The organism is Gimesia sp., assembly GCF_040219335.1.
GTDB lineage: Bacteria > Planctomycetota > Planctomycetia > Planctomycetales > Planctomycetaceae > Gimesia.
On the sequence record NZ_JAVJSQ010000003.1, the window covers coordinates 103,611 to 128,512 of the forward strand.

Here is a 24,902-nt window from a genome sequence, read left to right on the forward strand (position 1 = left end):
CCCTGAATTTCAACGCAACACTCTGAGCTGTACGGCCTGCTGACTGCATACTCCAGCCAGCTAGAGGTACATGGATGACCTCATACATCTGTTTTCGGACCGAAGTGGTCTGATTCTTTGATAAATTCGTTTTTTTCCGAACAATTAGAACATGTTACGCAATTTAACTTTTATGGTCGGCTTCCTGTTACTGGCAGGACTCTACAACTTTTTTCCCTGGGAACAGTTATCACAAGCTGCTGCTGCTAATAAGGATACAGCGACAGCTCCCCAGACGAGTCTGGCCCTGGCTGATCCGGAAAGCAGTCCCGCGGAAAGCCCGGATGGTGATTCTTCAGGCGAAAAGAATCTGAAAAAAAATCCGGCTTATGCAGAGGCACTCCTCAAAAAATCGCGGGAGAAACTGCTGGCCTACAGCTCAATTCAGGCGGAAATCACGGAAACGGTGCAGATCGGCCCCAAGCCGTTTCACATTAAAGGGAAGTATCTGCAGGGAAAAGACCTCAAGCTCAGACTGGAATTCGAAGTCCAAAGTCGTAAAGAGGACGGAAAACCGGTCGGAACCCTGCTCGAAATCTGTGATGGACAGGTTCTCTGGACCGAACACAATATAAAGGGGAATTCACGAGTCACCCGCCGTGATGTACAGGCGATCCTGAAACAGGCCCAGATGAATCCCAATTCCCAACCAAATCTGCTGGTGGCTGAACTCGGTCTGGGGGGACTGCCCGGGCTGTTAGCTGCGATTCAGAAGAACATGCAGTTTGAAAGCGTCGCCGAACGAACCATCAGCGGTAAAACCCTGACCGTTCTGAATGGAAGCTGGAAAGAAGGCTTTCTCGCGCAGTTTAAAGGGGGAGATCCCAATGCCCCGGCCCAGTTACCCGCTTATGTGCCGGATGGAGTCAGAATTTATCTCGATCCGGACTCCCTGTTTCCACGCCGGATTGTCTATCTGAAAAAGAACCAGGAAACCATGGAGAGTATGGTGACCCTGAATTTCAGTAAGGTGACCCTGAATGCACCTATTGCCGCGACGCAATTCGCGTATGAACCACCCGATGGTGTGTTTCCGGTGGATATCACTCATCAATACCTTAAACAGTTAAGCCAATAAACACGTATGAAACGTAGCCGGGCTCCCGTTCTGTCACGCTTTCGGGTGGAATCGAGGGAGGCCTGGCAATCTGGTCTCACATTAAACTCTGAAATATCATACACTTAATGAACTTAGACCTGCGTTTGATCCTTTCCGGAAGCCAGTTAGACCTGCGGACCACTCCTCATGCCGGCAGCATTAACAGAACTTGAACAGCGAACCTCCCGCTGGCAGAAAAACTCGCCTCTGCTGGTGGTTCCGAGTTGGGCTGCTTCACTGGCCATTCATTCGCTGATTCTGCTGATTCTGATCTCCAGCCTCAACCGCTGTGACAGTGGACAAACCGGCGGTGATGAAGGGGAACTCCGCAGTGTGGGCATCTACGTCAAACAGTCCCCCGATGCTGATCAACCGGAAGACGCGGATCAGGAACCACAGGAAACGCTTGAAAACCAGCCAACTCCGCTGGCGCAACCACAGGTGACGGAGGTCATGGACCAGAAACCGCCCGTGGATCCACAATTACCTGAACTCAACACCAAGCTGCTGGGAGCAGGCCCGGTGCAGTCGCCAAATCTCCCGAACTCACCCAATTCAGATCCCACCAGCGATCTGGTAATGTCGCCAGCAGCAGCCCTGGCCCCACCTGTGATGGGTTCTGGAAAAGTCAACTTTTTTGACGCAGTCGATTCCGGCAAGCGATTTGTGTTCGTCATGGACTGCTCAGGCAGTATGGCAGCTCCCCAGGGGGCCCCGATTCGTAAGGCGCGTTCCGAGCTCATCGCCAGTCTGTCCGGGCTTAATCATCATCAGCAGTTCCAGATCATCTTCTACAATACAGCCACCCGGGCGATGAAACATCGCGGAAACGACTCCGAAATGCCCTATGCTTCGGACATCAACCGCACGCTGGCGCGTCAGTTTATCCAGAGTGTCGAGCCCGATGGCGGCACTGATCACCTGCCCGCCTTAAAGAGAGCTTTAAGTTTTCACCCAGATGTCATATTCTTTCTCACGGACGCGAAACATCCCCAGCTCTCCAGTGCAGATCTGAATGAAATTCGCCGTCTGAATGCTGGTAAAGCGAAGATTCACTGCATCGAATTCGGCGAGGGCTTTCCGGTGAAAGAGGGGAATTCCCTCGATAAGCTCGCGCGACAGAATCGAGGCAGTTACCGCTATTACAACGTCCGTAAATTTATTATCAAACGCTAGGAGCTCAGCACGATTGACTTTGCTGATCTTCTCTGGATTCATCTAACCTCTGAGAAAGTTGCTGCTGCATGTCCGCCACGGTTTCTAAAGCGACCCGCTATACCCTGCTGCTGATCTGCCTGATCTTCTGCGTAGGCTGTGATCAGTACACAAAGAAGATTGCGGTCGAGAATCTGCAGAACAAACGCCCCATTACCTATTTCAATAACACACTCCGCATGGAATATGCCGAGAACACCGGGGCTTTCCTGAGTGTCGGCAGTGGTCTCTCTAAACCGGTCCGCTTCTTCCTGCTGGTCGTAGCTAACGCCGCTTTTCTATTGATTGTCGCCGGTATGCTGATCTTCCGCTGGCAGATGCCCCTGGTTCAGTTTATTGCCCTCTCGCTCTTGCTGGCAGGAGGCATCGGCAACCTGATTGATCGTGTCTTTCTCAACGGAATCGTTATCGACTTTCTGAATATTGGTCTCGGTCCATTGCGCACTGGCATATTTAATGTAGCCGACATGGCAATTACCGGCGGTGCGATTCTGATGCTGATCTCCTGGCTCTTTACCAAGGAACCGAAGCAGCAGAATTCCGATTCACAACCGACTCCCCCGGATCAGGCGGCCCCCACAGCTGCGGAGTAACCTGCCCCGAGATTTGGAAACCCGGAATTGATGAAGTGTACTTTTTTGATCATGATCCTGACTGTGGCAGCCCTGACCGGGTTCACCAGCTCAGCCGCTGCGCAGGATAAGATCGAAGTCCGCCCCGATCATCATGTGGGCCAGGCAACACTCCCCTGCACGATTCTCGATTTCACCCAGTCAGAAATCAAAGTCAAGCTGCTGCCCAGCGGTACAGTCCGCACCTATCCCGGCTCGGAAATCGTCAAGGTGCATACGCCCCAGACGGAATCTCACCAGCGCGGTCTGGAACAGATGCACCAGGGCAAATACGACAAAGCCACTCAGTCCTTCAGTGAAGCGTTGAATATCGAAAACCGTACCTGGGTCCGACGCGAGATTCTCGCTCAGCTGATTAAAGCGGCTCTGTTTCAGGGGGACATCCTGAAGGCGGCACTTCGCTTCCAGACGATGGTCGAACATGAGCCGGACGCACGCTATTTTGAACTGATCCCCCTCGACTGGTCGATCAGCGAAAGCCTCTCTCCAGCTCGTAGTGCAGCACGAGGCTGGTTGACGGATCCTAACGAAGTCAGACAACTGCTCGGCGCCAGCATTCTGCTGACAGCCCCGGATTATGCGGCCCAGTCGGAAGCAACCCTGCGTTCCCTGGCCACCAGCACCAATCGGAATATCCAGCAACTGGCACGCGCCCAACTCTGGCGACTCCGACTGCGAGCAGGCGACATCAGCCTGCTGGAACTGCAGCGCTGGGAACGGAATCTGAAACTGATCCCGGAACATCTCCGGGGAGGCCCCTGTTATCTGCTTGGTGCAGGCTACGCTCAACTCGACCGTCACGGCCAGGCCGCAGCCTGGTATCTCTGGGTCCCCCTGGGTTATGCTGCCAATCCGCAGCTGTCCGCCGATGCCAGTCTCAAGGCCGCCGATTCACTCAAGGCCATGGGGCAGTCAGCTAATGCCCTGCGGCTCTACCAGGAAACCGTCGCCCGTTATCCAACAACGACAGCGCGACAGATGGCCGAACAGATGATCAATCAACTGATGCAGGAAGCAGGTCAGAAAAACTGATCACGGGAAAACAACCATTTGAATTCACGAACACACTGGAAAAGAATATTTTGATGGATCGCAGTAAATCACCACTGAAGAGATTCGCACTCTGTTGCCTGCTCTGCTGCCTGAGCCTGTTGACACCCGCTCTCTGCCTGGCGGCTGATGATTCTGGGGACGCTGGTGCTTCCGAAGTATCAAAAGTCGATCTGCGTCAGCTGGTAGATGATGCGGGAACCATCGGTATCATTATTGCCGTACTCAGCATCGCGATGGTCGCGCTGATTGTTGAACACCTTATCAGCATACGCAGCAACGCCCTGATGCCTCCTGGACTTGCAGAAGAAGTCCACTCCCTGATCGCACAGCAGCAATATCGCAGTGCCGACTCGGTCTGCAAATCGAATCCCAGCTTCCTGTCCTATATCCTTTCCGCCGGTCTGTCTGAGGTTCAAATGGGATACGGAGCGGTCGAGAAGGCCATGGAAGACGCCGCCATGCAGCAGTCTGCCCGCCTGAATCGTAAAATCGAATACCTGTCCGTGATTGGCACCCTTTCCCCGATGCTGGGGCTGCTGGGTACCGTCTGGGGGATGATTCTCGCGTTCTCAGAATTCACCGCAAAAGCCAATCCCGATGTGGCTGAACTCGCCCCCGGGATCTCCAAGGCACTGATCACAACCCTGTTCGGTCTGAGTGTCACGGTTCCCGCGCTGGCCAGTTTCGCCTTCTTTCGGAACCGAATCGATGAGCTGGTTGCTCAGTCCTCACTGCTGGCCGAACATGTTTTCGCAGACTTCAAACACGCTACGGTTCTCGGCAACAAACCAGTTCCCAAGCAACCCCGTAAGCGTGCGGAAGAGGAACTGGCACAACGGATGGCCAATCAGCAGACAGCTCCTCCGCCCGGAGGCCAGGAAACGTGAGAATTCCCACGCGTCCCCGTCAGGCCGGCATTCGGTTCAATATCACTCCGCTGATTGACATCGTCTTTCTGCTGATTGTCTTCTTTCTGGCTGCGACGCACTTAACTCAGAATGAAAAGCTGGAAGCGGTTGAACTCCCGGAAGCGTCTCAGAACGAAACCGAACCGGAAGAAGCCCCTCGACGTATCATCATTACCATCACCCCGGATGAAAAACTACATCTGCGGGGGAATGATATTTCACCGGAAGAACTGGACGCGCAGCTAATTTCACTCGATGAAGACAAACGGAAAGAGACAGAAATCCGAATTCGCGGCGATCGACATATACCTTATCGGATTGTCGAGCGGGTCTTGATCAGTTGTGCCCGCGCCGGGATCTCCAATGTGCAGTTTGCCGTACTGAATGACTGAATTACAGCATTATGAAAATACCCTCACATCACCACAGTCGCTCTGATATCCAGGATCAGGCTACAATGACGCCGATGATCGACGTGGTGTTTCTGCTGCTGATTTTTTTCATCAGTGCCTCGGCTAACCAGATCCGGGAATTTCTGCTGCCCACCGAACTGGCCACGGGCAGTATTGAGTCGACGGAAACGGTACCGCAGGAAAAACCTCTGGGGGAAGTCTGGTTAAAACTCAAATACCGTGATGACCAGACCATTGTAGAATTAAATGATCGCGAGTATGCTCAGTTCGACCAGTTGAAACAGACTTTGACCGAACTGGCAGAACTGGCTCCTGAAATTCCGGTGATCCTCGATATCAACGAAGATGTCCCGCTGGGTGAAATGATTCGCACTTACGACACCTGCCTGGCAGCTGGTTTTCAGTCAATCAATTTTGCCACGGACGCCAGCAAAGTCGCTCCCCCGAAGAAACCGATTACCGCTCCCAACTGAATTCCGAACCAGCCATGATTCTGTTTGATACCCACGCCCACCTCGACGAGGAAGCCTTTCACCCTGACCGCAAGGAAACTGTGGAACGTGCCCTGGAGGCAGGCGTCCAGACTATTCTCACCATCGGAACCACAGCCGACAGCAGTCAGCGGGCCGTCGATCTGGCTGCCACCTTTCCCCAGGTCTATGCGGTCGTAGGCATTCAACCCAATTATGTCGCCCAGATGAAACCGGGTGACTGGGAGCGGATCCTGACTCTCTCCACCGCAGACAAAGTGGTCGGCATCGGAGAAACCGGTCTGGATCGTTACTGGGACTACGCTCCCATCGAACTGCAACAGGACTACTTCAGCAAACATATTCAGCTCTCCCGCGAACGTGATCTTCCCTTCGTGGTGCACTGCCGGGAAGCAGAAGTCGATGTCGTCGATCTGCTGCAACGCGAAACAGAACAGGCCCCATTCAAAGGTCTGATGCACTCTTTCTGCGGGACTCCGGAAACGGCTGCTGCCTGCCTGGAACTGGGAATGTACATCTCCTTTGCCGGGATGCTGACCTTCAAGAAGAACGATGAACTGCGCGAAACCGCGCGGCTGATTCCCCTCGACCGCCTGCTCGTTGAAACCGATGCCCCCTATCTGGCACCGGTACCACAGCGGGGCAAACGGAACGAACCCGCGTTCGTGAAACACACCTGTGCCTGCCTGGCAGAGCTTCACGATAAGACACCCGAGGAGATGGCTGAGATCACCACGCAGAATGCCAGAACACTCTTCCAGTTGAACTAGCTCTCGCGGCCCAGCAAATCTCATCTTCCGCCCTGAATCAGGATTCAGGCAGAATCCGTTTTTCTGGCGAGAGAATATTTTCATTTGAGCTTCATCCTGCTATTGTTACACTTAGCTCAAACAGACAAATAACTTGCGTCAATCAATCACCACAACAGGTATCATAAGAACGCGTTCAAAGTCACGGCAGCAACGGACTGCTCTCCCCTGAGTATCTCCACCCGTCGTTTCGCTGAACCCGGGATTCGGGCTAGGATGGTCATGATCAAAAAGTGGCTCGCGAACGCCTTCGCGATCGAACGACCGGAAGATTTCGCTCCGACTGCAGAGCAGCAGAAAGTCGCCGACCACATCTGCCGCGAGATTGTCCGCAGAGACATGGTCACCCTCGCCATCCTCTCCCTGGAAACCTGTCGCCCCCTGAATTACGTCGGCGCGCAGGCCCTGCACTTTTTCACTCCGTTTCTCTCCATCCTGATCGAGCCCCACTCACAAAAACTCTTTGCAGAATTCCTGGAGAAACGCGGTTCAATTGAATGGATGTGCCAGCGTCTGGAATCCCTCAGTCAGGTGACGACCGATGGCTCAACTGCTGCAACTTCACAGAAACCGCCCCCCGTCAGTACATCACAAAGTCCCGAGGACGGTTCCTGACCGAGACAAATCAGCGCGATCACAGCGTCCCCTGCTTTCCCGCTTACATGGATGGTGAGTCACAGAATGAACTCCGCAACAGAAAAAAAACTTGATCCTGATCAAATCAATGTGATTCTCGCCACAGACTGCGGCAGTACCACAACCAAAGCCATTCTGATCGAAAAAGTAAATGGCGAATACCGCCAGACTTACCGAGGTGAAGCGCCTACTACCGTCGAAGAGCCGGCCGCGGATGTGACCGTAGGAGTCGTCAATGCGGTAACCGAAGTTGGGGAACTCGCGGGCCGCAAACTGATTGACGAAAACGGCGAAATCATTCGCCCTGCTCAGGGAGATGTCGGCTGTGACATTTATATATCGACTTCCAGTGCGGGAGGTGGACTGCAGATGATGGTTGCCGGCGTTGTGCGGGAAATGTCAGCCGCCAGTGCCAAACGAGCCGCATTGGGGGCGGGTGCCATTGTGATGGACACAATCTGTTCCAACGACAAACGGCTGCCTCACGAACAGATCCAGCGAATCCGGGAACTGCGTCCCGATATGATTCTGCTCGCAGGAGGGACCGATGGTGGTACTCAGAAACATGTGGTGCAACTGGCAGAACTGATCGCTCCCGCCAAGCCACAGCCCCGCTTCGGTGGCACTTATAAGATGCCCATCATCTACGCCGGCAACCAGGAAGCAACCGAACTGGTCGAAGAAGCTTTCGACGAAGACGTCAAGCTGACAACCGTCGCCAACGTGCGTCCGGTGCTGGAACTGGAAAATCTGGCTCCTGCCCGCGATGCGATTCACGACCTCTTCCTCGAACATGTGATGGCGCACGCCCCGGGTTACAACAAACTCATCTCCTGGGCCGATGCCCCCATCATGCCCACTCCCGGAGCTGTCGGAAATATCCTGCAAACCATCGCGGAACGACAGGGCATCAACGCACTGGGGGTCGACATCGGCGGTGCCACGACCGATGTCTTCAGTGTCTTTGACGGCACTTTCAACCGTACTGTGAGCGCCAATCTGGGTATGAGCTATTCCATCTCCAACGTCTGTGCTTCCGCGACGCTCGCTATGATTCTACGCTGGGTGCATCTGAATATGGATCCGCGTGCCTTACAGAATCACATCAAGAACAAAATGATTCGCCCTACAACCATTCCCCAGACCAGGGAAGCCCTCGTGTTCGAGCAGGCTGTAGCCCGGGAAGCACTCAGGCTGGCTTACATCCAGCATAAGGAATTCGCGACGACACTCAAAGGGGTGCAGCAGCAGCGGACCGTGGGAGATACCTTCAGCCAGGAGACCAGCGGTCAGTCTATCGTCGATAACATGAAACTGAATCTGCTCGTCGGTTCTGGTGGCGTACTCTCGCATGCCCCCAACATGCAACAGACGGCGGCCATGATGATTGATGCTTTTGAACCGGAAGGCATGACCGTACTGGCCAAGGACAGTATTTTCATGATGCCACACCTGGGTGTGCTGGCCCAGGTTCATCCGGCGGCGGCCCTGCAGGTCTTTGAACGGGACTGCCTGATTTACCTGGGAACGTGTATTGCTCCCCGCGGTTTTTATCGTGCCGGCAAAATCTGCTTCAGCTATCAGATCACCGGAGAAACACTCAATGAATCCGGCGAGATGCTCTGCGGCGACATGTTGCTGTTCCCGCTCGCAGAAGAGGAATGGGCCACCGTGACCGTCGAACCCCGGCGTGGTTATGATTTCGGAGAAGGTTCTGGCAAACGGGTTGAATTCAAGGTACGAGGCGGGACGGTCGGATTGATTCTGGACGCGCGAGGCAGGCCGCTTATGGTCCCCACGGATGAATCGCGGCATCTGGCTGAGCTCAACAGCTGGGTCGAGGAACTGAAACTTTACCCGGAAGTCACATAGAGAAACAACATTATGACACAGGCTTATTCACCAGGATTACAGGTCAGACGGCGTACGCTGCACTCCAGCCGACGGATTCTCCCCATCCCCGGCGACGTGCTGGTGCAGGTCGGAGAACAGGTGACCGCGCAACAGATCGTCGCCCAGACTTTCATGCCCGGCGACGTCACGCCGATTAACGTCGCCAATCAGATCTCTGTCTCCCCCGCGGAAGTTCCCGCCTGCATGCTCTTCAAAGAAGGGGATGAAATCCAGGTAGGCGACCTGCTGGCACGCAGCAAAGGGATCTTTGGTTTCTTCAAAGCGGAAACCAGGGCCAAAACGGCCGGAACGATTGAATCCATTTCACATGTGACCGGGCAGGTCATCCTTCGCGGTGCCCCCCTGCCGATTCAGGTGCGGGCTTACCAGGCAGGAACTGTCACAGAAGTGATTCCCGAACAGGGGGTCGTCATCGAATCTGAAGTCACGTTCCTGCAGGGCATCCTGGGAATCGGCGGAGAAACCTATGGAACCATCCAGTTTGCCTGCCAGACCAAGGACCAGCCGCTGACGGCAGAACTGCTCAATGAATCGATGCGGGGCAAGATCGTCATTGGTGGTGCCCGCATGACCGGCTCGGCCGTGCAACGCGGAATCGAACTGGGCGCCGCAGCGATTATTTCCGGTGGCATCGACGACGAAGACCTCAAAGAAATCCTGGGCTACGATCTGGGTGTGGCAGTCACAGGTTCAGAACATATCGGCACCACCTTAATCATTACCGAAGGTTTCGGCGACATCGCCATGGCCGATCGAACATTCAGCCTGCTCAAGGAACGGGAAGGAGCGGAAGCCGCCGTGAATGGCACCACCCAGATTCGCGCTGGCGTGCTGCGTCCCGAAATCGTGATCCCCCTCGATGCCAGCATGACTTCCAGCACGTCCTCGGAAGAAGCGAATGCCACTTCCGGTCTACTGGAAACCGGCGTCCCGGTACGCATCATCCGCGACCCATATTTTGGCCTGCTGGGGGAAGTCGGCGATATGCCAACCGAATTGAGAACACTGGAATCCGGCTCTCAGTCGCGGGTACTTGAGGTCATTCTCCACTCAGGAGAGAAAGTCATCGTGCCCCGCGCCAATGTGGAGATCATCGAAGGATAAACCATGATAAATTCACAGAATACCAGACTCAGGAAACAGGCGATGATTCCGCTGCTGATACTGTTCTCGCTGATCACATCGGCACAGGGAGCCGAGCCCCCTGCCCCGCCCACCGAATTCACAGCAGAAGATGTCCCCGGCGATGCAGGCAATGCAATCGACGTCTCCTGGAAACTCTCAGTTGATGATGAAGAAGAAACCAAGCCGCGGAAGGTTTTGAGGTATGTCATCTCCCGTAAGGTTGTCACTGGCGATAAAAAGACACTCGAACCAGGGACAGAGCTGACTGTTGAAACAGGGGGAAAGAAATACACGTTCCAATACGAAAAAGGCATGCAGGAATATGAGCTGATCGGCGAGACGACTTACAGTGTCACGCAATTTCGAGATTCAAACTGTACCCCCGACATTCCCTACCTGTATCGTATCATCGCCATTGGACAGGAGGGGCTGGAATCGACGCCCGTGGAGCTCAGTCGACCTATCGTCGCACAGCTGCAATGGTTCAACCTGCAACGTCAATGGTTTGCGGTGTTCGTTGTCCTGATTTGCGGCTCCGTGATTCTGTTCATTGAGCTGGCCCGTCGGGGGAAGAAACTCAAGGTCCGCAAAATTGCCGGCCTGGAGGCGATTACCGATGCCGTCGGTCGGGCCACCGAGATGGGCCGTTCCTGCCTGTTTGTCCCCGGGATTCAGGATATTAACGACATTCAGACTGTTGCCGGCATCACCGTACTGGCCCAGGTCGCAGAAACCACCGCCGACTACCGCGCCACCCTGGAAGTGCCCACCTCACGCTCACTGGTGATGACGACCGCCCGGGACACGGTGGAAGCCGCTTACCTCGCCGCCGGTCGCCCCGATGAATATAACGAAGACGATATCTATTACATCACCGACGAACAGTTCGGCTATGTCGCCAGCGTGACCGGTAAAATGGTGCGTGACAAACCGGCTGCCTGTTTTTACATGGGTGCTTTCTACGCGGAATCGCTGATTCTGGCGGAAACCGGAAACTCGGTCGGCGCCATTCAGGTCGCCGGCACCGCGATGCCGACTCAGCTCCCCTTCTTCGTGGCAGCCTGTGACTTCACTTTGATCGGGGAAGAATTCTTCGCTGCATCAGCCTACCTGTCTCGCGACCCGCAACAGCTGGGCAGCCTCAAGGGACAGGACTTCGGCAAACTGGTGGGAGGCATTGTGCTCATTTTGGGTTGCGTCATCGCTACCTTCGCCGTTTTCGAGCCACAGACATCGGGAAAAGAGCCCTTCCTGAAAACCACGGTGAACTACATCAAAGAGAACATCCTCGGTAAGGGAGGTTTTTAATAATGAAACGCACGATTCCTCTGTTTATCTCAGCGGTGACAGGCTTTGTCCTGATCGGCACTGCCTTCATCCCCAAATTTGTGGACTGGGGTAATGTCGCGATGGCCTGGTTTAACGTCCTGGCGGCCTTCGCGTTTATCCTGGGGGGCGGCAACCTGCTCAAAATGCAGTTGCAGAAGATTTCCTCACAACAACCGGGGTGGGGCTATTCCGCGGTCACGTTGATCGCATTCATCCTCACCCTGGTGGTCGGCCTGTGTAAAATCGGCGTGCACCCCAATGTCAATGCTGCCCAACTCAGCTGGTCTGGCGATTTTCTGCAAGAAGGCAGTGTTTTCTGGTGGCTGTACGAGTACATCTATAATCCGCTCTCGGCAACCATGTTCGCCCTGCTGGCCTTTTATATTTCCTCAGCCGCGTTTCGTGCTTTCCGGGCGAAAAATACCGAAGCCACAATCCTGCTTATCGTCGCAGTGATTGTCCTGTTAGGTCGAACCTATGCCGGTGAATGGCTCACAGGCTGGCTGCCTGAAGAGCCCTTTTTAGGTTCTACGGAAGTGCAATACAGCGACTTCAGATTGCCAAATCTCTCGCAAATTATTATGGACGTCTTCACCACCCCCGGCATGCGGGCGATCACAATCGGGATTGCCCTGGGTGTCGCTTCGACTTCACTGAAAGTCCTGCTGGGTGTCGATCGTTCTTACCTCGGCTCGGATCAGGAGGCTTAATCCATGTTGAACTTCTTGCAAAACCTGGACCGCCGCTGGATCTTTCTCCTGATGTTGTTTGCTGTCGCCATCCCGCTGATCATGGGGACCACCTTTCCGGAAGAGCCACAGAAAGAAGTGATGGCGGTCTTCCATGCGGTCGATGATCTTCCCGATGGTTCGAATGTCGTGCTCGCTCTGGACTACGACCCGGCCAGTGAAGGTGAACTGCAGCCAATGGCATCCGCGTTTACCCGGCATTGTGCATTAAAGAAACACAACATCATCTTCATGACGCTCTGGCCCCAGGGAGTTCCCATGATTCAACGTTCGGTTGATATCCTGGAAGAAGAGTTCCCTGAAACGTACAAAGGGAAATATGGCGTCAAATATGTCAACCTGGGCTTTCGCACCGGCAACGAAGGTGTGATCAAGCTGGTCGTGGAGGATCTGAAAAAGTCCTACTCGACCGACATCAACAGTAACAGCCTCGATAATATTCCGCTGACGAAAAACCTCAAGAACATTCAGCAGGTCGATCTGCTGGCCAACGTCAGTGCCGGTTACCCGGGCTCCAAGGAATGGGTGCTCTATGGCTCCGCCCCCTTCGACATCCCGACGGTCGTCGGCTGCACCGGAGTCCAGGCCCCGATCATGCTGCCTTACATTCCCAAACAGCTCATCGGCATGATCGCCGCTATCAAAGGCGCCGCTGAATACGAACAGGCCATCATCAATGCCTATCCGGTTCTGAAAGATAATCCGAAAGCCAAAGAGGGGCTCAAACGCATGGGCCCCCAACTGGTCGCGCATGTCCTGCTGATCGGTTTAATTATACTGGGAAATGTGATTTACTTCTGGGAACGTAAGCAGGGACTGTATCGATGAAACAATCTACACTCATCTGGACAATCTTGATGGTCGCGGGCGGTGCGTTTCTGCTGTGGCAGGCAAGCCGCGGCCATGGACGCGTCTATGTTCGCGAAGTCCCCGTGGAAGCGAAGTCCTCTGTGAAAGGATCCGAGGAAGTCGTCAAGTGGACCAAAGCCCAACCCACGTCTGCGGCAGAGAAAGACCAGCCCGATGTCAAATTCAGCCTTTCACGCACGGCTGGACTCTGGGTGGCCGCGCTCTGTACGCTGGCTATCTTCTCGTTTCTCTATGGCGATAATCCCGTTTACAAATTCACGGAATCCGTTTTTGTCGGGGTTTCCGCCGGCTACGCGATGGTTGTGGCCTTCTGGTCGGAAATTATTCCCAATCTGTTCGGAAAGCTGTTTCCGGTAACAGCGAAGGAAATCTTTTTTCTCGACATTAAAGAGAGTGAGCTGCAGGCTGACTTGTGGTACCTGATCCCGCTGGCGATGAGCGTCATGCTGCTCATGCGGCTCTCCCCCAAAGGGAGCTGGCTCGCCCGCTGGCCGCTGGCCTTCTTCATTGGTGCCACTGCTGGCATCCGACTCATCAGTTATCTTGAAGCAGACTTCGTCGGCCAGATTCAGAACACGATCATGCCGTTCGTCGCCTTTGGGCCAGATGGTTATCTGAGCTGGACGAAATCACTGCGCAATACGATCGTCATCGTAGGCGTTGTCTCCTGCATGGTTTACTTCTTCTTCTCAATCGAGCATGAAGGCATTGTTAAGTATATCTCCCGTCTCGGAGTCTGGTTCCTGATGGTGACTTTTGGTGCCAGCTTCGCCTATACGGTGATGGGGCGAATTGCGTTGCTTAGTGGCCGCCTCGACTTTCTCTTCAACAACTGGTTGGGAATTGGTTCCTAAGTCCTGAGTTGCATGCAGGATAATACAGTCTTGCCTGTAAACGCCTTCGTGTTTTGATTGACAAAAAACTGTGAAGAAGCTGTTTTTTATCAAAAGCAGCTGCGACAAAGGTTATGCGCCTCTTTCCTGATCTGCTATATTTGAGTTCCCACCGGTTGCCCGCCCCGGGTCGATACCTGAAATTATCCAGGGAAGAAACTGATTAGAAATGAATTCGCAGTCCTCTTGTGCAGAAGTGGAACTGAAGGGTGATCTCGAAGAGATCACCCTTCCCACCTATAAATTTTTCCCCGGCTGGTCCATTCTGGGAATCGCGGCGCTGGCCCAGTTTCTATCCGCACCTGGTCAGTCTTTCTCAGTCGCCGTTTTCAAAGATCCCATGCGGATGAGCCTCGGGCTTTCAGAAACCCAGTACTCACTCGCCTATGGATTCGCCACCATTATCAGCGCCTGTCTGCTCCCCTTCATCGGTCGCATGCTGGATCACTGGGGTGCCCGCATCATCCTGCCGATCGTGGCAACCGGTCTGGCGATCTCCTGTTTCTTCATGTCACAAATCCATACCTTGGGCAGCCTGTATCTGGGATTCAGCCTTGTCCGCAGCCTGGGACAGGGCGCACTGACGCTGATCTCGGTCTGGATGGTGGGCGAATGGTTCGAAAAGAAACGGGGACGCGCTACAGCTCTGGCCGGTTTCGGCAGCGCCTTTTCTGTGATGACAGTCCCCTTTATTAATAGCTGGCTGATCAGTGAGTATGGCTGGAAAACAGGCTGGATCTTCCACGCGGTGACCGTGGCCGTCTGCCTGATCCTCCCGGGAATCTTTATTGTCAGGAGCCGGCCCGAGGATCTCGGCCTGCACCCGGATGGCATCGATCCGGCACAGGAACCGGAACCAAAACCAGAAGAGAAGTCGAAGCGTCCTCTGATCACAGCCACGATTGAATCCTGGACGGTCCGCCAGGTTCTCCGCGACCCGACCTTCTGGAAACTGCTTTCGGTGATCACCACTCATGCTCTGGTCGGTACCGGACTGGTCTTTCACCAGATCGCTTTGCTGGGCAGTCATGGAGTTCCCGAAAACTGGGCGATCCGCATGATGGCCTTTCAGGCCGTGTGTGCCACCCTGCTGATGTTTCCGGCTGGCTGGTTGACCGACCGCTTCCCCAGCCGCTACATCCTCTGCTTTTCCATGCTTTGCATGGCACTGGCGAATCTCATCGTGTTGACTATGCCTGCAATCTGGATGGTCGTTGTCTACACGTTCCTGCTGGGGATCACGGGGAGTATCTTTCGCAGCACAGCCACGGTCGTCTGGATCAACTATTATGGCCGCATGAATCAGGGCGCCGTACGTGGCGTGGCCTGGTCAATGATGATCCTTGCTTCCGCCCTGGGGCCCCTGCCGGTCGCCATGTCGATTGATTACTTCGGATCTTACAACCCGGTACTCTATCTGTTCATGGCGCTCCCACTGATGGCAGCCCTGGCCGTCTGGTCGGCTCATCCTCCGACACTCTTTAAGGACGAGGAGCCTGCTGCAGAACCGGAAGCCGCGAGTTAGCGAAGACTTCAGAGTTGCGCGCCGCAGTACTTACAGAAGGTAGCATCGGAATCGTGTCCTTCCTTCATGCATTCCGGACAGACCTGCGTCGTAACCCAGTGAGGGGTTTTCTTTCCACCGGGATGGGCCAGTTCTGCTGAGACGATCCCCGTTGGAACAATGATCAGGCTGTAACCCAGAATCATGATGATCGCTGCCAGAAACTTTCCGAGAGGCGTCACTGGCGCGATATCACCATATCCGACAGTCGTCATGGTCACGATTGCCCAATACATGCTCTGAGGAATCGAAGTAAATCCGCTGTCCTGATCCCCCTCGATCAGATACAGGGCGGTCCCTTCAATCACAACAGCAATTACGACAGTTGCCAGGAAGACTGTGATTTTGGAACGGCTGGCCCAGATCGCCCGCCGCAATTCCGAGGCTTCTGTCAGCATGTGGGCGAGCTTGAAAATTCGGAACGCACGTAACAACCGCAGTGCGCGGATCACGCCCAGACTCTGCATTTCCAGCGGAGCGAAGAACATCAGGTAGGTTGGCAGAATCGAGAGCAGGTCGACAATACCGTAAAAGCTGACGATGTACCGCAGCGGGTGCCGGGCACAGCTGATGCGGGCCGCATATTCAATCGTAAACAGAATGGTAAAAAACCACTCGGCATAGCCGAATTCCTGACCATAGTGTTCGTCCAGAGTAGGAACACTCTCGAGCATGATGACCAGCACACTTAATAGAATGGCAACCAGCAGCACGACATCAAACAGTTTCCCAGCAGGCGTATCCGCTTCAAAAATGATCTCGTACCAGCGATCGCGCCAGTGTTCCGGTTTGGGTCGAGGAGCAGATTGAGGCTCATTCATAAGAGGTGATGGTTCGTTTTAACGAGGATATTTCAGGATTACTTCAGCGGGCATCAAGACTGAACTGCCTGCAGATTATGAGCGATCAGGCACTTGCAGGTCAACCTGACTCCTGATACCTGTCAGCGCCCCTGATGATGCATCAGATCGCAGTGATTGGGTGATCTACTTCTGAAACTGAAACGAGTACAAGTCCGCATCTTTCAGTTTAAACCGCAGACGAACCGGTTTTCCAGCCAGCGTACTGACGTCTGCCCCCTGTCTCCAGGTGACTTTGCGATCCAGTGTATCACCGAAGAGTTCGACGGAATCAGCCAGGGAAAAGCCTTCAATCGGCTTTCCGTCAGCAGTTTGCAGTTCCACCCACAGACTCCCAGCCGCAGAAGTCGCGAAGTTGACTGACAGTGCCTTCCCCGCAAACACAATGGGCTGTGTAATCAGTTCCCCTCCCTTAAGAGAGGCGTGCACCGAAGTGAAGCCATCCATTCTCAAAGAATAACGTCTGAGAGCGCCCCCTTTTCCGTGCCAGTAATCTTCAGCAGCATAGAGTGACAGTTCATTCGGAGCACCGGGCAGATCCGAAGCGGTTTCGACCAGATGTTCTGCGATAAACTGATGCCCGTACTGCCAGGTTCCCGTCCGCTCAATGCCCGGTCGCAGAAAGGCTTCGTTCCAGCGTTTAAAATGGACACCATCCCGGCTGGCCATCAACAGCCCTTCGCTGATCGCGGTGCCGTAGCGTTCTACCGAAGAAGCTCTCAATTGACGACGCTCCGGATCGGGTAGTGCCCGCATCGACTCGGACCAGCCACGCTCAACATAGCGTGCAGGAAAACCAATACGAATATGTGGAGCCCGCAGGTAAGGCTTCACCTGGTTGGTATACAGTTCCTCGTCGGGTGAATCAGCGTAGACCAGATCAATACCTTCACTCCAGTTCAGAAAATCATCAGAAGTCGCTGTCTGAATCGCACGGATCCCTTCTGGCTTCCAGGTCTTGGAGTTGGTGACTCCTCCTGTAAATACACGAAAGTACGTGCGATATGTTTTATGATCCTCATCCCAAAAGGCCAGATTCTGCGAGTCGAAGGCCCCTTTTGTAATCACTGGTTTCTCCTGCATTCGCTTCCAGTGAATCCCGTCTGCAGACTGGAAGGCATGCAGGCCTCCTTCATTCTGCAGTCCCGCCAGTGCTTTGAAGCGTGCCTCAGGTTTGCATTCCGGGTTTTCATCTTTGAATGGAGCAAAGTTATGCGTTCCCAGACCTTCCAGAATAATGTTGTTCTGCTTCGATCCCTGAAATTCGACAATCCCCAGTTCAGGACGCGTCCAGTGAATTCCATCTTTACTTTCAGCATAACAGTAGTATGGCTTATGGCTGCCCGTGCTGATGCGTCCCTGGGAAACCTCGATGTGCGTACCGCGGTAATAAAGCCGATAGAGGTCTCCATCCTGGATAATCGTATGATATCCGGAACTGCTCCCCTCCCAGGGTTGATCGAATCGAAAGACCACTTCGCGGGGCACAGGATGCTGTAATCGGATCTCTGCTTCCCCAGTGAGACGATCGACCAGTGCGTCATCGACAAACAGTTCCCGTCGAGTCCCGATCGACAGCGGTTCTGTCGCGGGTAGCAAGTCTATCCACAACACAGACAGTAAACAGATCAACGCAAAACGGATGACGCATGCAGACATAGTGTAGGCTCCTGGTTGAGTATGAGGAAGCTCTCACAATACCAGAAGCGGATGTGGAATGCATCCAAAACTTCAGATTGTCTGATCCGGCAGTTTCAGGTGCAGCAGAGGATACGGCTTTCCAAAGCCATCCACATCTGAGCGATGTGCGACCTCAAAACCGAGATGCAGATAGAAGTCAACTGCTGCGGGATTCTGCTCGTTCACATCGACCAGACAGACATCCTGTTCCTGGATGGCATGCTCTACCAGTAAACGTCCCAGCCCTTTGCCACACCAGTCCGGATGGACAAACAGCGCTTCCAGTTTGGGAGCATCAACTCCCGAAAAAGCAATCACTTCTCCCTCAGAATCGCGCACACCAAACAGAGGCATTCCTTCAAGGCAGGCCTGCCTGACCAACGGTTTGAGAGCCTCGATTTCGTCTTCAGAGAGAAAATGATGTGTCGCGCGAACTGCGGCTTCCCAGACAATCAGGACCCGCTCATGATCAGCGGGCGTTAACGAGGAGACTTGATATTGTCGAGACATGAAAGAATAAAAACAGGCTTAGTGTGATGTAGATTAAAAAAAGCCGATCCACTTCAAAGAAGCGAATCGGCTGATCAGTGTCGTTCTTAGAGTTTAGAGTACTTTGGTGATACCGGGCATCGGAATCGGGTAGTACCCGTTCTCATCGGGGACCGTTACCGGCTGACCTTCCCAGGAGAACTCTTTGGGCATCAGGCTGACGTTAGATGCCATTGCTTCGTCCCAGGTGACAGGCTTACCGCTGTAAGTTGCCAGACGTCCCAGGATCGAAGTCATGGTGGACTTGGCACCGTATTCGGCTTCGTTATAGGGAGTTCCCTGACGGATGGCAGCGAACAGGTCATCGTGTTCAACCTGGTAGGGATTGGTTTTCTTACCACGGTAGCGCCACTTGTAGCCGCCTGTGGTTTCGTATTTTGCACCACTGATATCGCAGAAACCTTTGGTTCCCTGAGCATGCTCAGTCACGCTGTTCCAGCAGTTACGGATATGACGGCACTGGCTGTACATCCGGGTTCCGTCTTCGTAAACAAACTCAACAGCGAAGTGGTCATAGATTTCACCGTACTTCTTGTCGGTACGAACCTGACGACCGCCCATCCCGTAAGCCTGAACGGGGAAAGCATCTTTGACCCAGTTACAGACATCGATGTTGTGGATGTGCTGCTCGTTGATGTGGTCACCACAGAGCCAGTTATAGTAGTACCAGTTACGCATCTGGTAGTCCATCTCGCTCTTGGCTTCCTCACGGGCCAGACGAGGTTCCCAGACTCCACCACTGTTCCAGTAGCAACGCAGGGAAGTAATGTCGCCAATTGCGCCATCTTTCAGACGTTTGATGGTTTCAATGTAATTAGCCTGGTGGTGACGCTGTAGACCAACGCCGACGGCCAGTTTCTTTTCCTTGGCTTTCTCGGCCGCTTCGAGTACTTTGCGAACGCCGGGAACATCCGTGGCAACCGGTTTTTCCATGAAAACGTGCTTGCCTTTTTCGACAGCTGCTTCGAAGTGAATCGGGCGGAATCCCGGAGGAGTTGCCAGAATCACGACATCAATGCCACTGTCGAGCAGTTTCTGATAGGCGTCAAAACCGACAAACTTTTTCTCTTCGGCCACATCGACCTTTTCAGGTTCACCCGAGAACTGCTTCTGCAGGTTGCTGAGGCTTTTGTCCATCCGATCACGGTAGGCATCAGCCATGGCTTCGAGTTTAATATTGCCTTTGGTCGACAAAGCCTGAGATGCAGCCCCTGTTCCACGACCACCACAACCGACCAGACCAACTTTGATTTTATCATCGCCATTAGCGTAAACATGAGCCGACGATCCCAGTGTAGAGAGGATGCTGGTGCCCACAGCGGTGGCTGTGGTTACCTTCAGGAAGTCACGTCGGGAAGAAGATTGATTGTTAGATTGAGTCATCAGAGGCCTTTCCTAATCTGCAGGACGATTTGGTCAGTGGTACGTTTCTAAGATACATATGCCCTTCGCCGGACTTTATGTTTGCAGGAATCCGACGAAGGCATCTGTTTTCAATAAACTATCAGCAGCTGGCGGGATTTAGCGCCCTTCATCGGCCGGAATGACCGGATCCAGGTTGTATTTCTTGCGTTCTTCAGCCGTAGGCACTTTCAGAGGCCGTACGACGCGGAAGCCCACAAAGATGGCATCGGTGTGGTACCAGATACTCTGTGGAATCTGGGGATCCTGAATTTTCCAGTCGGAGCTGGAAGCAATCCGGTTCGCACTTCGCAGCGCTTCGGGATCATCGTCCCAGGAACCGCCACGCACAACACGCGGATAAAGTTTTTCGGGAGTCGTAGGACTGACGGGGAACTCAACGGTTCCTTTGCCACTCCATTTCTTGTAGGCATCAGGAATGTACTGATCGAGGACCCACTCCGAAACGTTACCGTGCATATCGTACAGACCGAAGGGGTTCGGTTTTTTCTGTCCGACCTTCTGGTAGGTATCGTTGCAGTTTGCGTAGTGCCAGGCGTAATCATCCATTTTAGCAGGGTTGTCACCAAATGAGTAAGCCGTCGTGGTACCGGCACGGCACGCGTATTCCCACTCCGCTTCGGTAGGCAGACGATAGTAGTGACCAGTTTTCTCGGTCAGCCATTTGCAGTAGGTTTTTGCTGCCAGCTGGGTCATGCAGATCGCCGGGTACCCATCGTGCCCCATGTCGAAGGTCATGTCGGTATAAGGCTTGGTCGGACGGGTTACAGCATCTGCTGCTTTTTCTTTGTCATCCGATTTGAGACGCATCAGCTTACGGCGCTGAATATCCAGATTGAAGCTCCAGATATCATATTCGTTCCAGGTCACTTCATGCTTGCCCATCCAGAAAGGCTCGATTTTGACTTTGACCTGAGGACCTTCATCTTCTTCCCGGTTCTTTTCATCGGCAGGGCTGCCCATGACGTATTCACCACCGGGAATCGGCACCATATCAAAACTGACATCGGTGTTGGTAATTTTCTGCGTGTAGGGTTTCATCTCTTTTTCTGTTTTTGCTTCCGAGGGATCGGCAGCGAACGCCACTGAAGACGAACAACACAGAATGGCGAGTAATGCAGTTTTGGCTTGCATTATGAGACTGGAACGACATACGCTAAGCATATTAGTTTACTCCGTAACTTTAAGCGGAAATCAGACTTTAGATCTGGATGTGAAGATGTCTTACCTATATCACACATGCCTGTTGCTCTCCACATTGTCAGGCAATCAACAGTGCACGGAAAGCGAAATTCTGCATCGGTATGAATTTCAGGAAGTACATATGGGAGTGCAGTGGAGAATCACATTATATGCAACGGACAAACCAATCGCAAACAATGCCTCTCAAATTGCTTTTCGCCGTGTAAAGGAACTTAACAAAGTCCTCAGCGATTACGATCCCAACAGCGAGTTAAACCAGTTGTGTCTATTATCCGGGCCGGGAAAGCCAGTCAAAGTCAGTCCCGACCTGTTCCAGGTACTGAAAAAAAGTCAAGCACTTTCCCAGGAGACCGCTGGCGCGTTCGACGTCACCATCAGTCCCGTAGTCCGCCTCTGGCGCAGAGCCCGTCGACGTAAAGAGTTGCCTGACAGTGAACGACTGCAGGCCGCCCGGGATCTGGTCGGTTATGAATTGATGCGACTATCTGAACAGAACCAGACCGTTGAACTCCTCAAGCCGGGCATGCGATTAGATCTCGGGGGAATCGCCAAAGGGTATGCAGCAGACGTCGCGATTCGAGTTTTGAAAGAACATGGAATTGACCGGGTGATGATTGACGCCAGCGGCGATCTGTCACTGGGGGCTCCCCCTCCTGGAAGTTGTGGCTGGAAGATCGGCATCTCTTCGACAGATGCCCCGGATGCCAAAATTGATCGTTACCTCATGTTGAGAGACTGCGCAGTCGCCACTTCGGGTGACACGTTTCAGCACGTGGTCATCAATAGCACTCGCTATTCGCATATCGTGAATCCCCATACCGGCCTCGGTCTGACCGATCGTAGTCGCGTGACTGTGATCGCCCCTGATGGAATCACAGCCGACAGCCTGGCTTCCGCGATTAGCGTTTTGGGACCGGAAAAAGGAATTGCACTGTTAAGTCAGAAACCGGGCACGGCCTGCCTGATCCTGAGACATGAACAGGATCAGTTAAAGTCATATGAATCTCCCTGCTTCTCCTGCTTTGAAGCATCCCAGACCGCCCCCTGAAAGGACATCCATGACACAGAACCTGGTTTACCTGAATGGAGAATACGTTCCCGCGGATCAAGCCAAAATCTCCATCTTTGATGGTGCGATCAGCCTGGGAATGACAGTCACGGAATCGACGCGCACGTTCGGTCATCAACCGTATCGTCTGCGGGATCATATCGACCGCTTATATCTCAGTCTCAAAGCAGCGCGGTTCGACGCCGGCATGACACCAGACGAACTCGAAAAATTAACGCTTGAAGTCTGGCAGAAGAATGAACCCAATTATGACGCGGGAACCGATGCCTGGATCATCCATAACATCACACCGGGACAATGGGTCCCTTCCAGCGGTCAAAAGCCGGCTGATTCCTCATCAACGGTGATGATCATCACCCTGCCCCTCGATCTGAGTTACTGGGCCGACTTCTACCAGACAGGCTGTCACGCAGTGACTCCTTTCACCCGTATTCAACCCGCACAGTCGCTGGATGCCCGCATTAAGAACCGCAGCCGCTTCATCTACACACTGGCTGAATCTGAAGTGAAACTGGTCGATCCCAAAGCACAAAGTCTGCTGCTCGACACCGACGGTTATCTTTCCGAAAACAAAGGGGGGAACTTCTTCCTGGTTTCAAATAATCGCATTCGAACGCCCAGTACGATCAACTGTCTGGACGGCATCAGTCGACAGTCCATCTTTACCCTGGGAGAAAAACTGAATATCCCGGTCGAAGAATGTCAGCTGCTGCCTTATGATGTCACGACCGCGGATGAAGCCTTTTTCACCAGTACCCCCTATTGCATCATGCCGGCAACCAAATTTAACGGGCTTGAAATTGGTGATGGTAAAGTGGGGCCGATCACAAAACAGTTGATTGCAGCCTGGAGCGATCTGGTGGGCGTCGACATTATTGAGCAGGCTCAGGCCTCGAAAGTCTCTTGAATTGGCAGCAGACGACTGCCCCTCAAGCCAGCAACATATCAAGAACTTCACCTTCTACTCCGGTGAGTCGGTAATCCAGCCCCTTGTGTTTGAGGATCAGCTTTGTGTGGTCGAAGCCCAGCTGATGGAGAATCGTCGCATGCAGATTATGCAGGTGCACGGGCTGCTCAACCGGATGGAAGCCAAGATCGTCTGTTTTCCCGATGACCGTTCCAGCCTTCACGCCGCCCCCTGCCATGAGCATTGTAAAGCTGAAGGGATGGTGATCCCGTCCTTCCCGCCCTGGCGATGAGCCTCGACGGACTTCGGTCATTGGCGTCCTGCCAAATTCCGCTCCCCAGATCACCAGTGTGTCATCCAGCAGACCCCGCTGCTTGAGGTCTTTGATCAGAGCCGCACAGGGCTGATCAGTCATCTCGCAATTTGTCTTCAGATTCTTATCCAGATTGGAATGATCGTCCCAGGTCGAATGATACAACTGCACAAAGCGGACGCCACGTTCAACCATTCGGCGGGCCAGCAGTGCATTGCTGCCAAACCAGTTGGTCGTCTCGTTTTCAATGCCGTACATGTCCAGCGTTGCTTTGGACTCATCACTGAAATCCAGCAGATCCGGTGCGGCCGTCTGCATACGATACGCCAGTTCGTACGCAGCTATTCGCGATGCAATTTCCGGATCCCCAACCTGATCGAACCGTTGTGCGTTCAGATCCCGAATCGTATTGATTCGAGCCTGCTGCATGGCCGGTGAAACCCCTTCCGGATTGGAGAGATACAAAATGGCCTCACCCCGACTGCGGAAGGTCACGCCTCGGTAGGTGGAAGGTAGAATTCCATTGGTCCATAACGAAGAACCGCCGTCTACACCTTTGCCCGAATTTGAGAGCAGCACAACATAGCCGGGCAGGTTTTCCGATTCACTCCCCAGCCCATAGGTCACCCAGGAGCCCATACTGGGACGGTCGAACATGGTCGAGCCGCTGTTCATCAGCATCTGGGCGGGGTGGTGGTTGCTGACGTCAGTCTGAACCGTCCGAATCATACACAGATCATCGGCGCATGTTCCCAGGTGTGGCAGGTTATCTGAAAAATCGAGTCCCGCTGCCCCATACTTTTTGAATTTCCGAGGTGACGCCATCACCTGGGCCGTCGTTTTGATCAGAGCGTCCTGAATTCCTTTCAGAAAGGACTCAGGCACCGGCTGACCGTGCAGCTTCTGTAACTGTGGTTTCGGATCGAAGAGATCCAGCTGGCTTGGACCGCCTGACATGAAAATGAAAATCACGTTTTTGGCCCGGGGTTTGAAATGCGGCGTCTTAACCGCAAGAGGATTCACCGCATTCAGGGCACCGGATTCTGCCAGACCATCGCGAGCCAGCAGGCTGCTGAGCGCCATTCCCCCCAGGCCACAAGCCGTGGACTGCAGAAAGTGTCGTCGTTTCAAATTAAGCCAGGGATCAGGTGATAGCATCG

At 53.7% G+C, this 24,902-nt stretch carries 24 protein-coding genes; 18 read left to right on the forward strand and 6 right to left on the reverse strand.

Annotation, left to right across the window (positions count from 1 at the left end):
• Positions 1–151: 151 nt before the first annotated feature.
• The 16 genes from RID21_RS00860 to RID21_RS00935 all read left to right on the forward strand — a co-directional run bounded on the left by RID21_RS00860 (position 152) and on the right by RID21_RS00935 (position 15,700).
• The gene (locus tag RID21_RS00860; RefSeq protein ID WP_350186731.1) at positions 152–1,117 is read left to right on the forward strand and encodes a LolA family protein; all 966 of its coding nucleotides are present in this window, start codon (positions 152–154) and stop codon (positions 1,115–1,117) included.
• Between the two features lie 168 nt (positions 1,118–1,285).
• Positions 1,286–2,314, forward strand: a complete 1,029-nt coding sequence (locus tag RID21_RS00865; RefSeq protein WP_350186732.1) for a vWA domain-containing protein — start codon at positions 1,286–1,288, stop codon at positions 2,312–2,314.
• Between the two features lie 68 nt (positions 2,315–2,382).
• Positions 2,383–2,946, forward strand: coding sequence for a signal peptidase II (gene lspA / locus RID21_RS00870; RefSeq protein WP_350186733.1), 564 nt, complete (start codon positions 2,383–2,385; stop codon positions 2,944–2,946).
• 30 nt (positions 2,947–2,976) lie between these two features.
• On the forward strand, positions 2,977–4,017 hold the full coding sequence (locus tag RID21_RS00875; protein ID WP_350186734.1) for a tetratricopeptide repeat protein: 1,041 nt from the start codon (positions 2,977–2,979) through the stop codon (positions 4,015–4,017).
• A gap of 53 nt (positions 4,018–4,070) precedes the next feature.
• Positions 4,071–4,925, forward strand: a complete 855-nt coding sequence (locus RID21_RS00880) for a MotA/TolQ/ExbB proton channel family protein (protein WP_350186736.1) — start codon at positions 4,071–4,073, stop codon at positions 4,923–4,925.
• Positions 4,922–5,338, forward strand: coding sequence for an ExbD/TolR family protein (locus RID21_RS00885; RefSeq protein ID WP_145188048.1), 417 nt, complete (start codon positions 4,922–4,924; stop codon positions 5,336–5,338). The genes RID21_RS00880 and RID21_RS00885 overlap by 4 nt, the downstream gene beginning before the upstream one ends.
• An 11-nt stretch (positions 5,339–5,349) precedes the next feature.
• A complete protein-coding gene (locus RID21_RS00890; RefSeq protein WP_145042143.1) occupies positions 5,350–5,832 on the forward strand; it encodes an ExbD/TolR family protein in 483 nt (160 codons plus the stop codon).
• A gap of 14 nt (positions 5,833–5,846) precedes the next feature.
• Complete coding sequence (locus tag RID21_RS00895; protein WP_350186737.1) at positions 5,847–6,620, forward strand: TatD family hydrolase; 774 nt, start codon at positions 5,847–5,849, stop codon at positions 6,618–6,620.
• 255 nt (positions 6,621–6,875) lie between these two features.
• Positions 6,876–7,274, forward strand: a complete 399-nt coding sequence (locus RID21_RS00900; RefSeq protein ID WP_350186738.1) for a hypothetical protein — start codon at positions 6,876–6,878, stop codon at positions 7,272–7,274.
• Between the two features lie 66 nt (positions 7,275–7,340).
• Positions 7,341–9,167, forward strand: coding sequence for a glutamate mutase L (locus RID21_RS00905; RefSeq protein ID WP_350186739.1), 1,827 nt, complete (start codon positions 7,341–7,343; stop codon positions 9,165–9,167).
• Between the two features lie 12 nt (positions 9,168–9,179).
• Positions 9,180–10,313: a hypothetical protein gene (locus RID21_RS00910; RefSeq protein ID WP_350186741.1), complete on the forward strand. Its 1,134-nt coding sequence runs from the start codon at positions 9,180–9,182 to the stop codon at positions 10,311–10,313.
• A gap of 3 nt (positions 10,314–10,316) precedes the next feature.
• Complete coding sequence (locus RID21_RS00915; protein ID WP_350186743.1) at positions 10,317–11,642, forward strand: DUF6754 domain-containing protein; 1,326 nt, start codon at positions 10,317–10,319, stop codon at positions 11,640–11,642.
• Between the two features lie 2 nt (positions 11,643–11,644).
• The gene (locus RID21_RS00920) at positions 11,645–12,373 is read left to right on the forward strand and encodes a hypothetical protein (RefSeq protein ID WP_350186744.1); all 729 of its coding nucleotides are present in this window, start codon (positions 11,645–11,647) and stop codon (positions 12,371–12,373) included.
• Between the two features lie 3 nt (positions 12,374–12,376).
• Entirely contained in the window at positions 12,377–13,240 is an 864-nt protein-coding gene (locus tag RID21_RS00925) for a hypothetical protein (RefSeq protein ID WP_350186745.1), read from the forward strand.
• Positions 13,237–14,136 carry a hypothetical protein gene (locus RID21_RS00930; RefSeq protein ID WP_350186746.1) on the forward strand — a complete coding sequence of 300 codons (900 nt, stop codon included), beginning with the start codon at positions 13,237–13,239 and terminating at the stop codon, positions 14,134–14,136. The genes RID21_RS00925 and RID21_RS00930 overlap by 4 nt, the downstream gene beginning before the upstream one ends.
• Before the next feature lie 208 nt (positions 14,137–14,344).
• Positions 14,345–15,700 carry an MFS transporter gene (locus RID21_RS00935; protein ID WP_350186747.1) on the forward strand — a complete coding sequence of 452 codons (1,356 nt, stop codon included), beginning with the start codon at positions 14,345–14,347 and terminating at the stop codon, positions 15,698–15,700.
• Between the two features lie 8 nt (positions 15,701–15,708).
• On the opposite strand, the gene RID21_RS00940 is transcribed toward RID21_RS00935, so the two are convergent.
• The 5 genes from RID21_RS00940 to RID21_RS00960 all read right to left on the reverse strand — a co-directional run bounded on the left by RID21_RS00940 (position 15,709) and on the right by RID21_RS00960 (position 21,384).
• The gene (locus RID21_RS00940) at positions 15,709–16,560 is read right to left on the reverse strand and encodes an ion transporter (protein ID WP_350186748.1); all 852 of its coding nucleotides are present in this window, start codon (positions 16,558–16,560) and stop codon (positions 15,709–15,711) included.
• A 165-nt stretch (positions 16,561–16,725) separates the two neighbouring features.
• Positions 16,726–18,258, reverse strand: a complete 1,533-nt coding sequence (locus RID21_RS00945; protein ID WP_350186749.1) for a hypothetical protein — start codon at positions 18,256–18,258, stop codon at positions 16,726–16,728.
• Between the two features lie 72 nt (positions 18,259–18,330).
• A complete protein-coding gene (locus RID21_RS00950; RefSeq protein ID WP_350186750.1) occupies positions 18,331–18,789 on the reverse strand; it encodes a GNAT family N-acetyltransferase in 459 nt (152 codons plus the stop codon).
• Positions 18,790–18,882: 93 nt separating this feature from the next.
• Entirely contained in the window at positions 18,883–20,211 is a 1,329-nt protein-coding gene (locus RID21_RS00955) for a Gfo/Idh/MocA family protein (RefSeq protein ID WP_350186751.1), read from the reverse strand.
• Positions 20,212–20,349: 138 nt separating this feature from the next.
• Positions 20,350–21,384, reverse strand: coding sequence for a formylglycine-generating enzyme family protein (locus tag RID21_RS00960; RefSeq protein ID WP_350186753.1), 1,035 nt, complete (start codon positions 21,382–21,384; stop codon positions 20,350–20,352).
• 85 nt (positions 21,385–21,469) lie between these two features.
• Here RID21_RS00960 and RID21_RS00965 point away from each other — a divergent pair, with 85 nt between their 5' ends.
• Both RID21_RS00965 and RID21_RS00970 read left to right on the forward strand, forming a co-directional pair.
• Positions 21,470–22,501: an FAD:protein FMN transferase gene (locus tag RID21_RS00965; protein WP_350186754.1), complete on the forward strand. Its 1,032-nt coding sequence runs from the start codon at positions 21,470–21,472 to the stop codon at positions 22,499–22,501.
• 10 nt (positions 22,502–22,511) lie between these two features.
• A complete protein-coding gene (locus RID21_RS00970; protein ID WP_350186755.1) occupies positions 22,512–23,429 on the forward strand; it encodes an aminotransferase class IV in 918 nt (305 codons plus the stop codon).
• Between the two features lie 22 nt (positions 23,430–23,451).
• On the opposite strand, the gene RID21_RS00975 is transcribed toward RID21_RS00970, so the two are convergent.
• Positions 23,452–24,900, reverse strand: a complete 1,449-nt coding sequence (locus RID21_RS00975) for a DUF1501 domain-containing protein (RefSeq protein ID WP_350186757.1) — start codon at positions 24,898–24,900, stop codon at positions 23,452–23,454.
• Positions 24,901–24,902 lie beyond the last annotated feature (2 nt).

What these genes read in the sequence shown, in the direction of transcription:
- RID21_RS00860 (WP_350186731.1), top strand. Translation starts at nt 152, where the DNA reads ATGTTACGCAATTTAACTTTTATGGTCGGCTTCCTGTTACTGGCAGGA.
- RID21_RS00865 (WP_350186732.1), top strand. Translation starts at nt 1,286, where the DNA reads ATGCCGGCAGCATTAACAGAACTTGAACAGCGAACCTCCCGCTGGCAG.
- lspA (WP_350186733.1), top strand. Translation starts at nt 2,383, where the DNA reads ATGTCCGCCACGGTTTCTAAAGCGACCCGCTATACCCTGCTGCTGATC.
- RID21_RS00875 (WP_350186734.1), top strand. Translation starts at nt 2,977, where the DNA reads ATGAAGTGTACTTTTTTGATCATGATCCTGACTGTGGCAGCCCTGACC.
- RID21_RS00880 (WP_350186736.1), top strand. Translation starts at nt 4,071, where the DNA reads ATGGATCGCAGTAAATCACCACTGAAGAGATTCGCACTCTGTTGCCTG.
- RID21_RS00890 (WP_145042143.1), top strand. Translation starts at nt 5,350, where the DNA reads ATGAAAATACCCTCACATCACCACAGTCGCTCTGATATCCAGGATCAG.
- RID21_RS00895 (WP_350186737.1), top strand. Translation starts at nt 5,847, where the DNA reads ATGATTCTGTTTGATACCCACGCCCACCTCGACGAGGAAGCCTTTCAC.
- RID21_RS00900 (WP_350186738.1), top strand. Translation starts at nt 6,876, where the DNA reads ATGGTCATGATCAAAAAGTGGCTCGCGAACGCCTTCGCGATCGAACGA.
- RID21_RS00905 (WP_350186739.1), top strand. Translation starts at nt 7,341, where the DNA reads ATGAACTCCGCAACAGAAAAAAAACTTGATCCTGATCAAATCAATGTG.
- RID21_RS00910 (WP_350186741.1), top strand. Translation starts at nt 9,180, where the DNA reads ATGACACAGGCTTATTCACCAGGATTACAGGTCAGACGGCGTACGCTG.
- RID21_RS00915 (WP_350186743.1), top strand. Translation starts at nt 10,317, where the DNA reads ATGATAAATTCACAGAATACCAGACTCAGGAAACAGGCGATGATTCCG.
- RID21_RS00920 (WP_350186744.1), top strand. Translation starts at nt 11,645, where the DNA reads ATGAAACGCACGATTCCTCTGTTTATCTCAGCGGTGACAGGCTTTGTC.
- RID21_RS00925 (WP_350186745.1), top strand. Translation starts at nt 12,377, where the DNA reads ATGTTGAACTTCTTGCAAAACCTGGACCGCCGCTGGATCTTTCTCCTG.
- RID21_RS00930 (WP_350186746.1), top strand. Translation starts at nt 13,237, where the DNA reads ATGAAACAATCTACACTCATCTGGACAATCTTGATGGTCGCGGGCGGT.
- RID21_RS00935 (WP_350186747.1), top strand. Translation starts at nt 14,345, where the DNA reads ATGAATTCGCAGTCCTCTTGTGCAGAAGTGGAACTGAAGGGTGATCTC.
- RID21_RS00940 (WP_350186748.1), bottom strand. Translation starts at nt 16,560, where the DNA reads ATGAATGAGCCTCAATCTGCTCCTCGACCCAAACCGGAACACTGGCGC.
- RID21_RS00945 (WP_350186749.1), bottom strand. Translation starts at nt 18,258, where the DNA reads ATGTCTGCATGCGTCATCCGTTTTGCGTTGATCTGTTTACTGTCTGTG.
- RID21_RS00950 (WP_350186750.1), bottom strand. Translation starts at nt 18,789, where the DNA reads ATGTCTCGACAATATCAAGTCTCCTCGTTAACGCCCGCTGATCATGAG.
- RID21_RS00955 (WP_350186751.1), bottom strand. Translation starts at nt 20,211, where the DNA reads ATGACTCAATCTAACAATCAATCTTCTTCCCGACGTGACTTCCTGAAG.
- RID21_RS00960 (WP_350186753.1), bottom strand. Translation starts at nt 21,384, where the DNA reads ATGCAAGCCAAAACTGCATTACTCGCCATTCTGTGTTGTTCGTCTTCA.
- RID21_RS00965 (WP_350186754.1), top strand. Translation starts at nt 21,470, where the DNA reads ATGTCTTACCTATATCACACATGCCTGTTGCTCTCCACATTGTCAGGC.
- RID21_RS00970 (WP_350186755.1), top strand. Translation starts at nt 22,512, where the DNA reads ATGACACAGAACCTGGTTTACCTGAATGGAGAATACGTTCCCGCGGAT.
- RID21_RS00975 (WP_350186757.1), bottom strand. Translation starts at nt 24,900, where the DNA reads ATGCTATCACCTGATCCCTGGCTTAATTTGAAACGACGACACTTTCTG.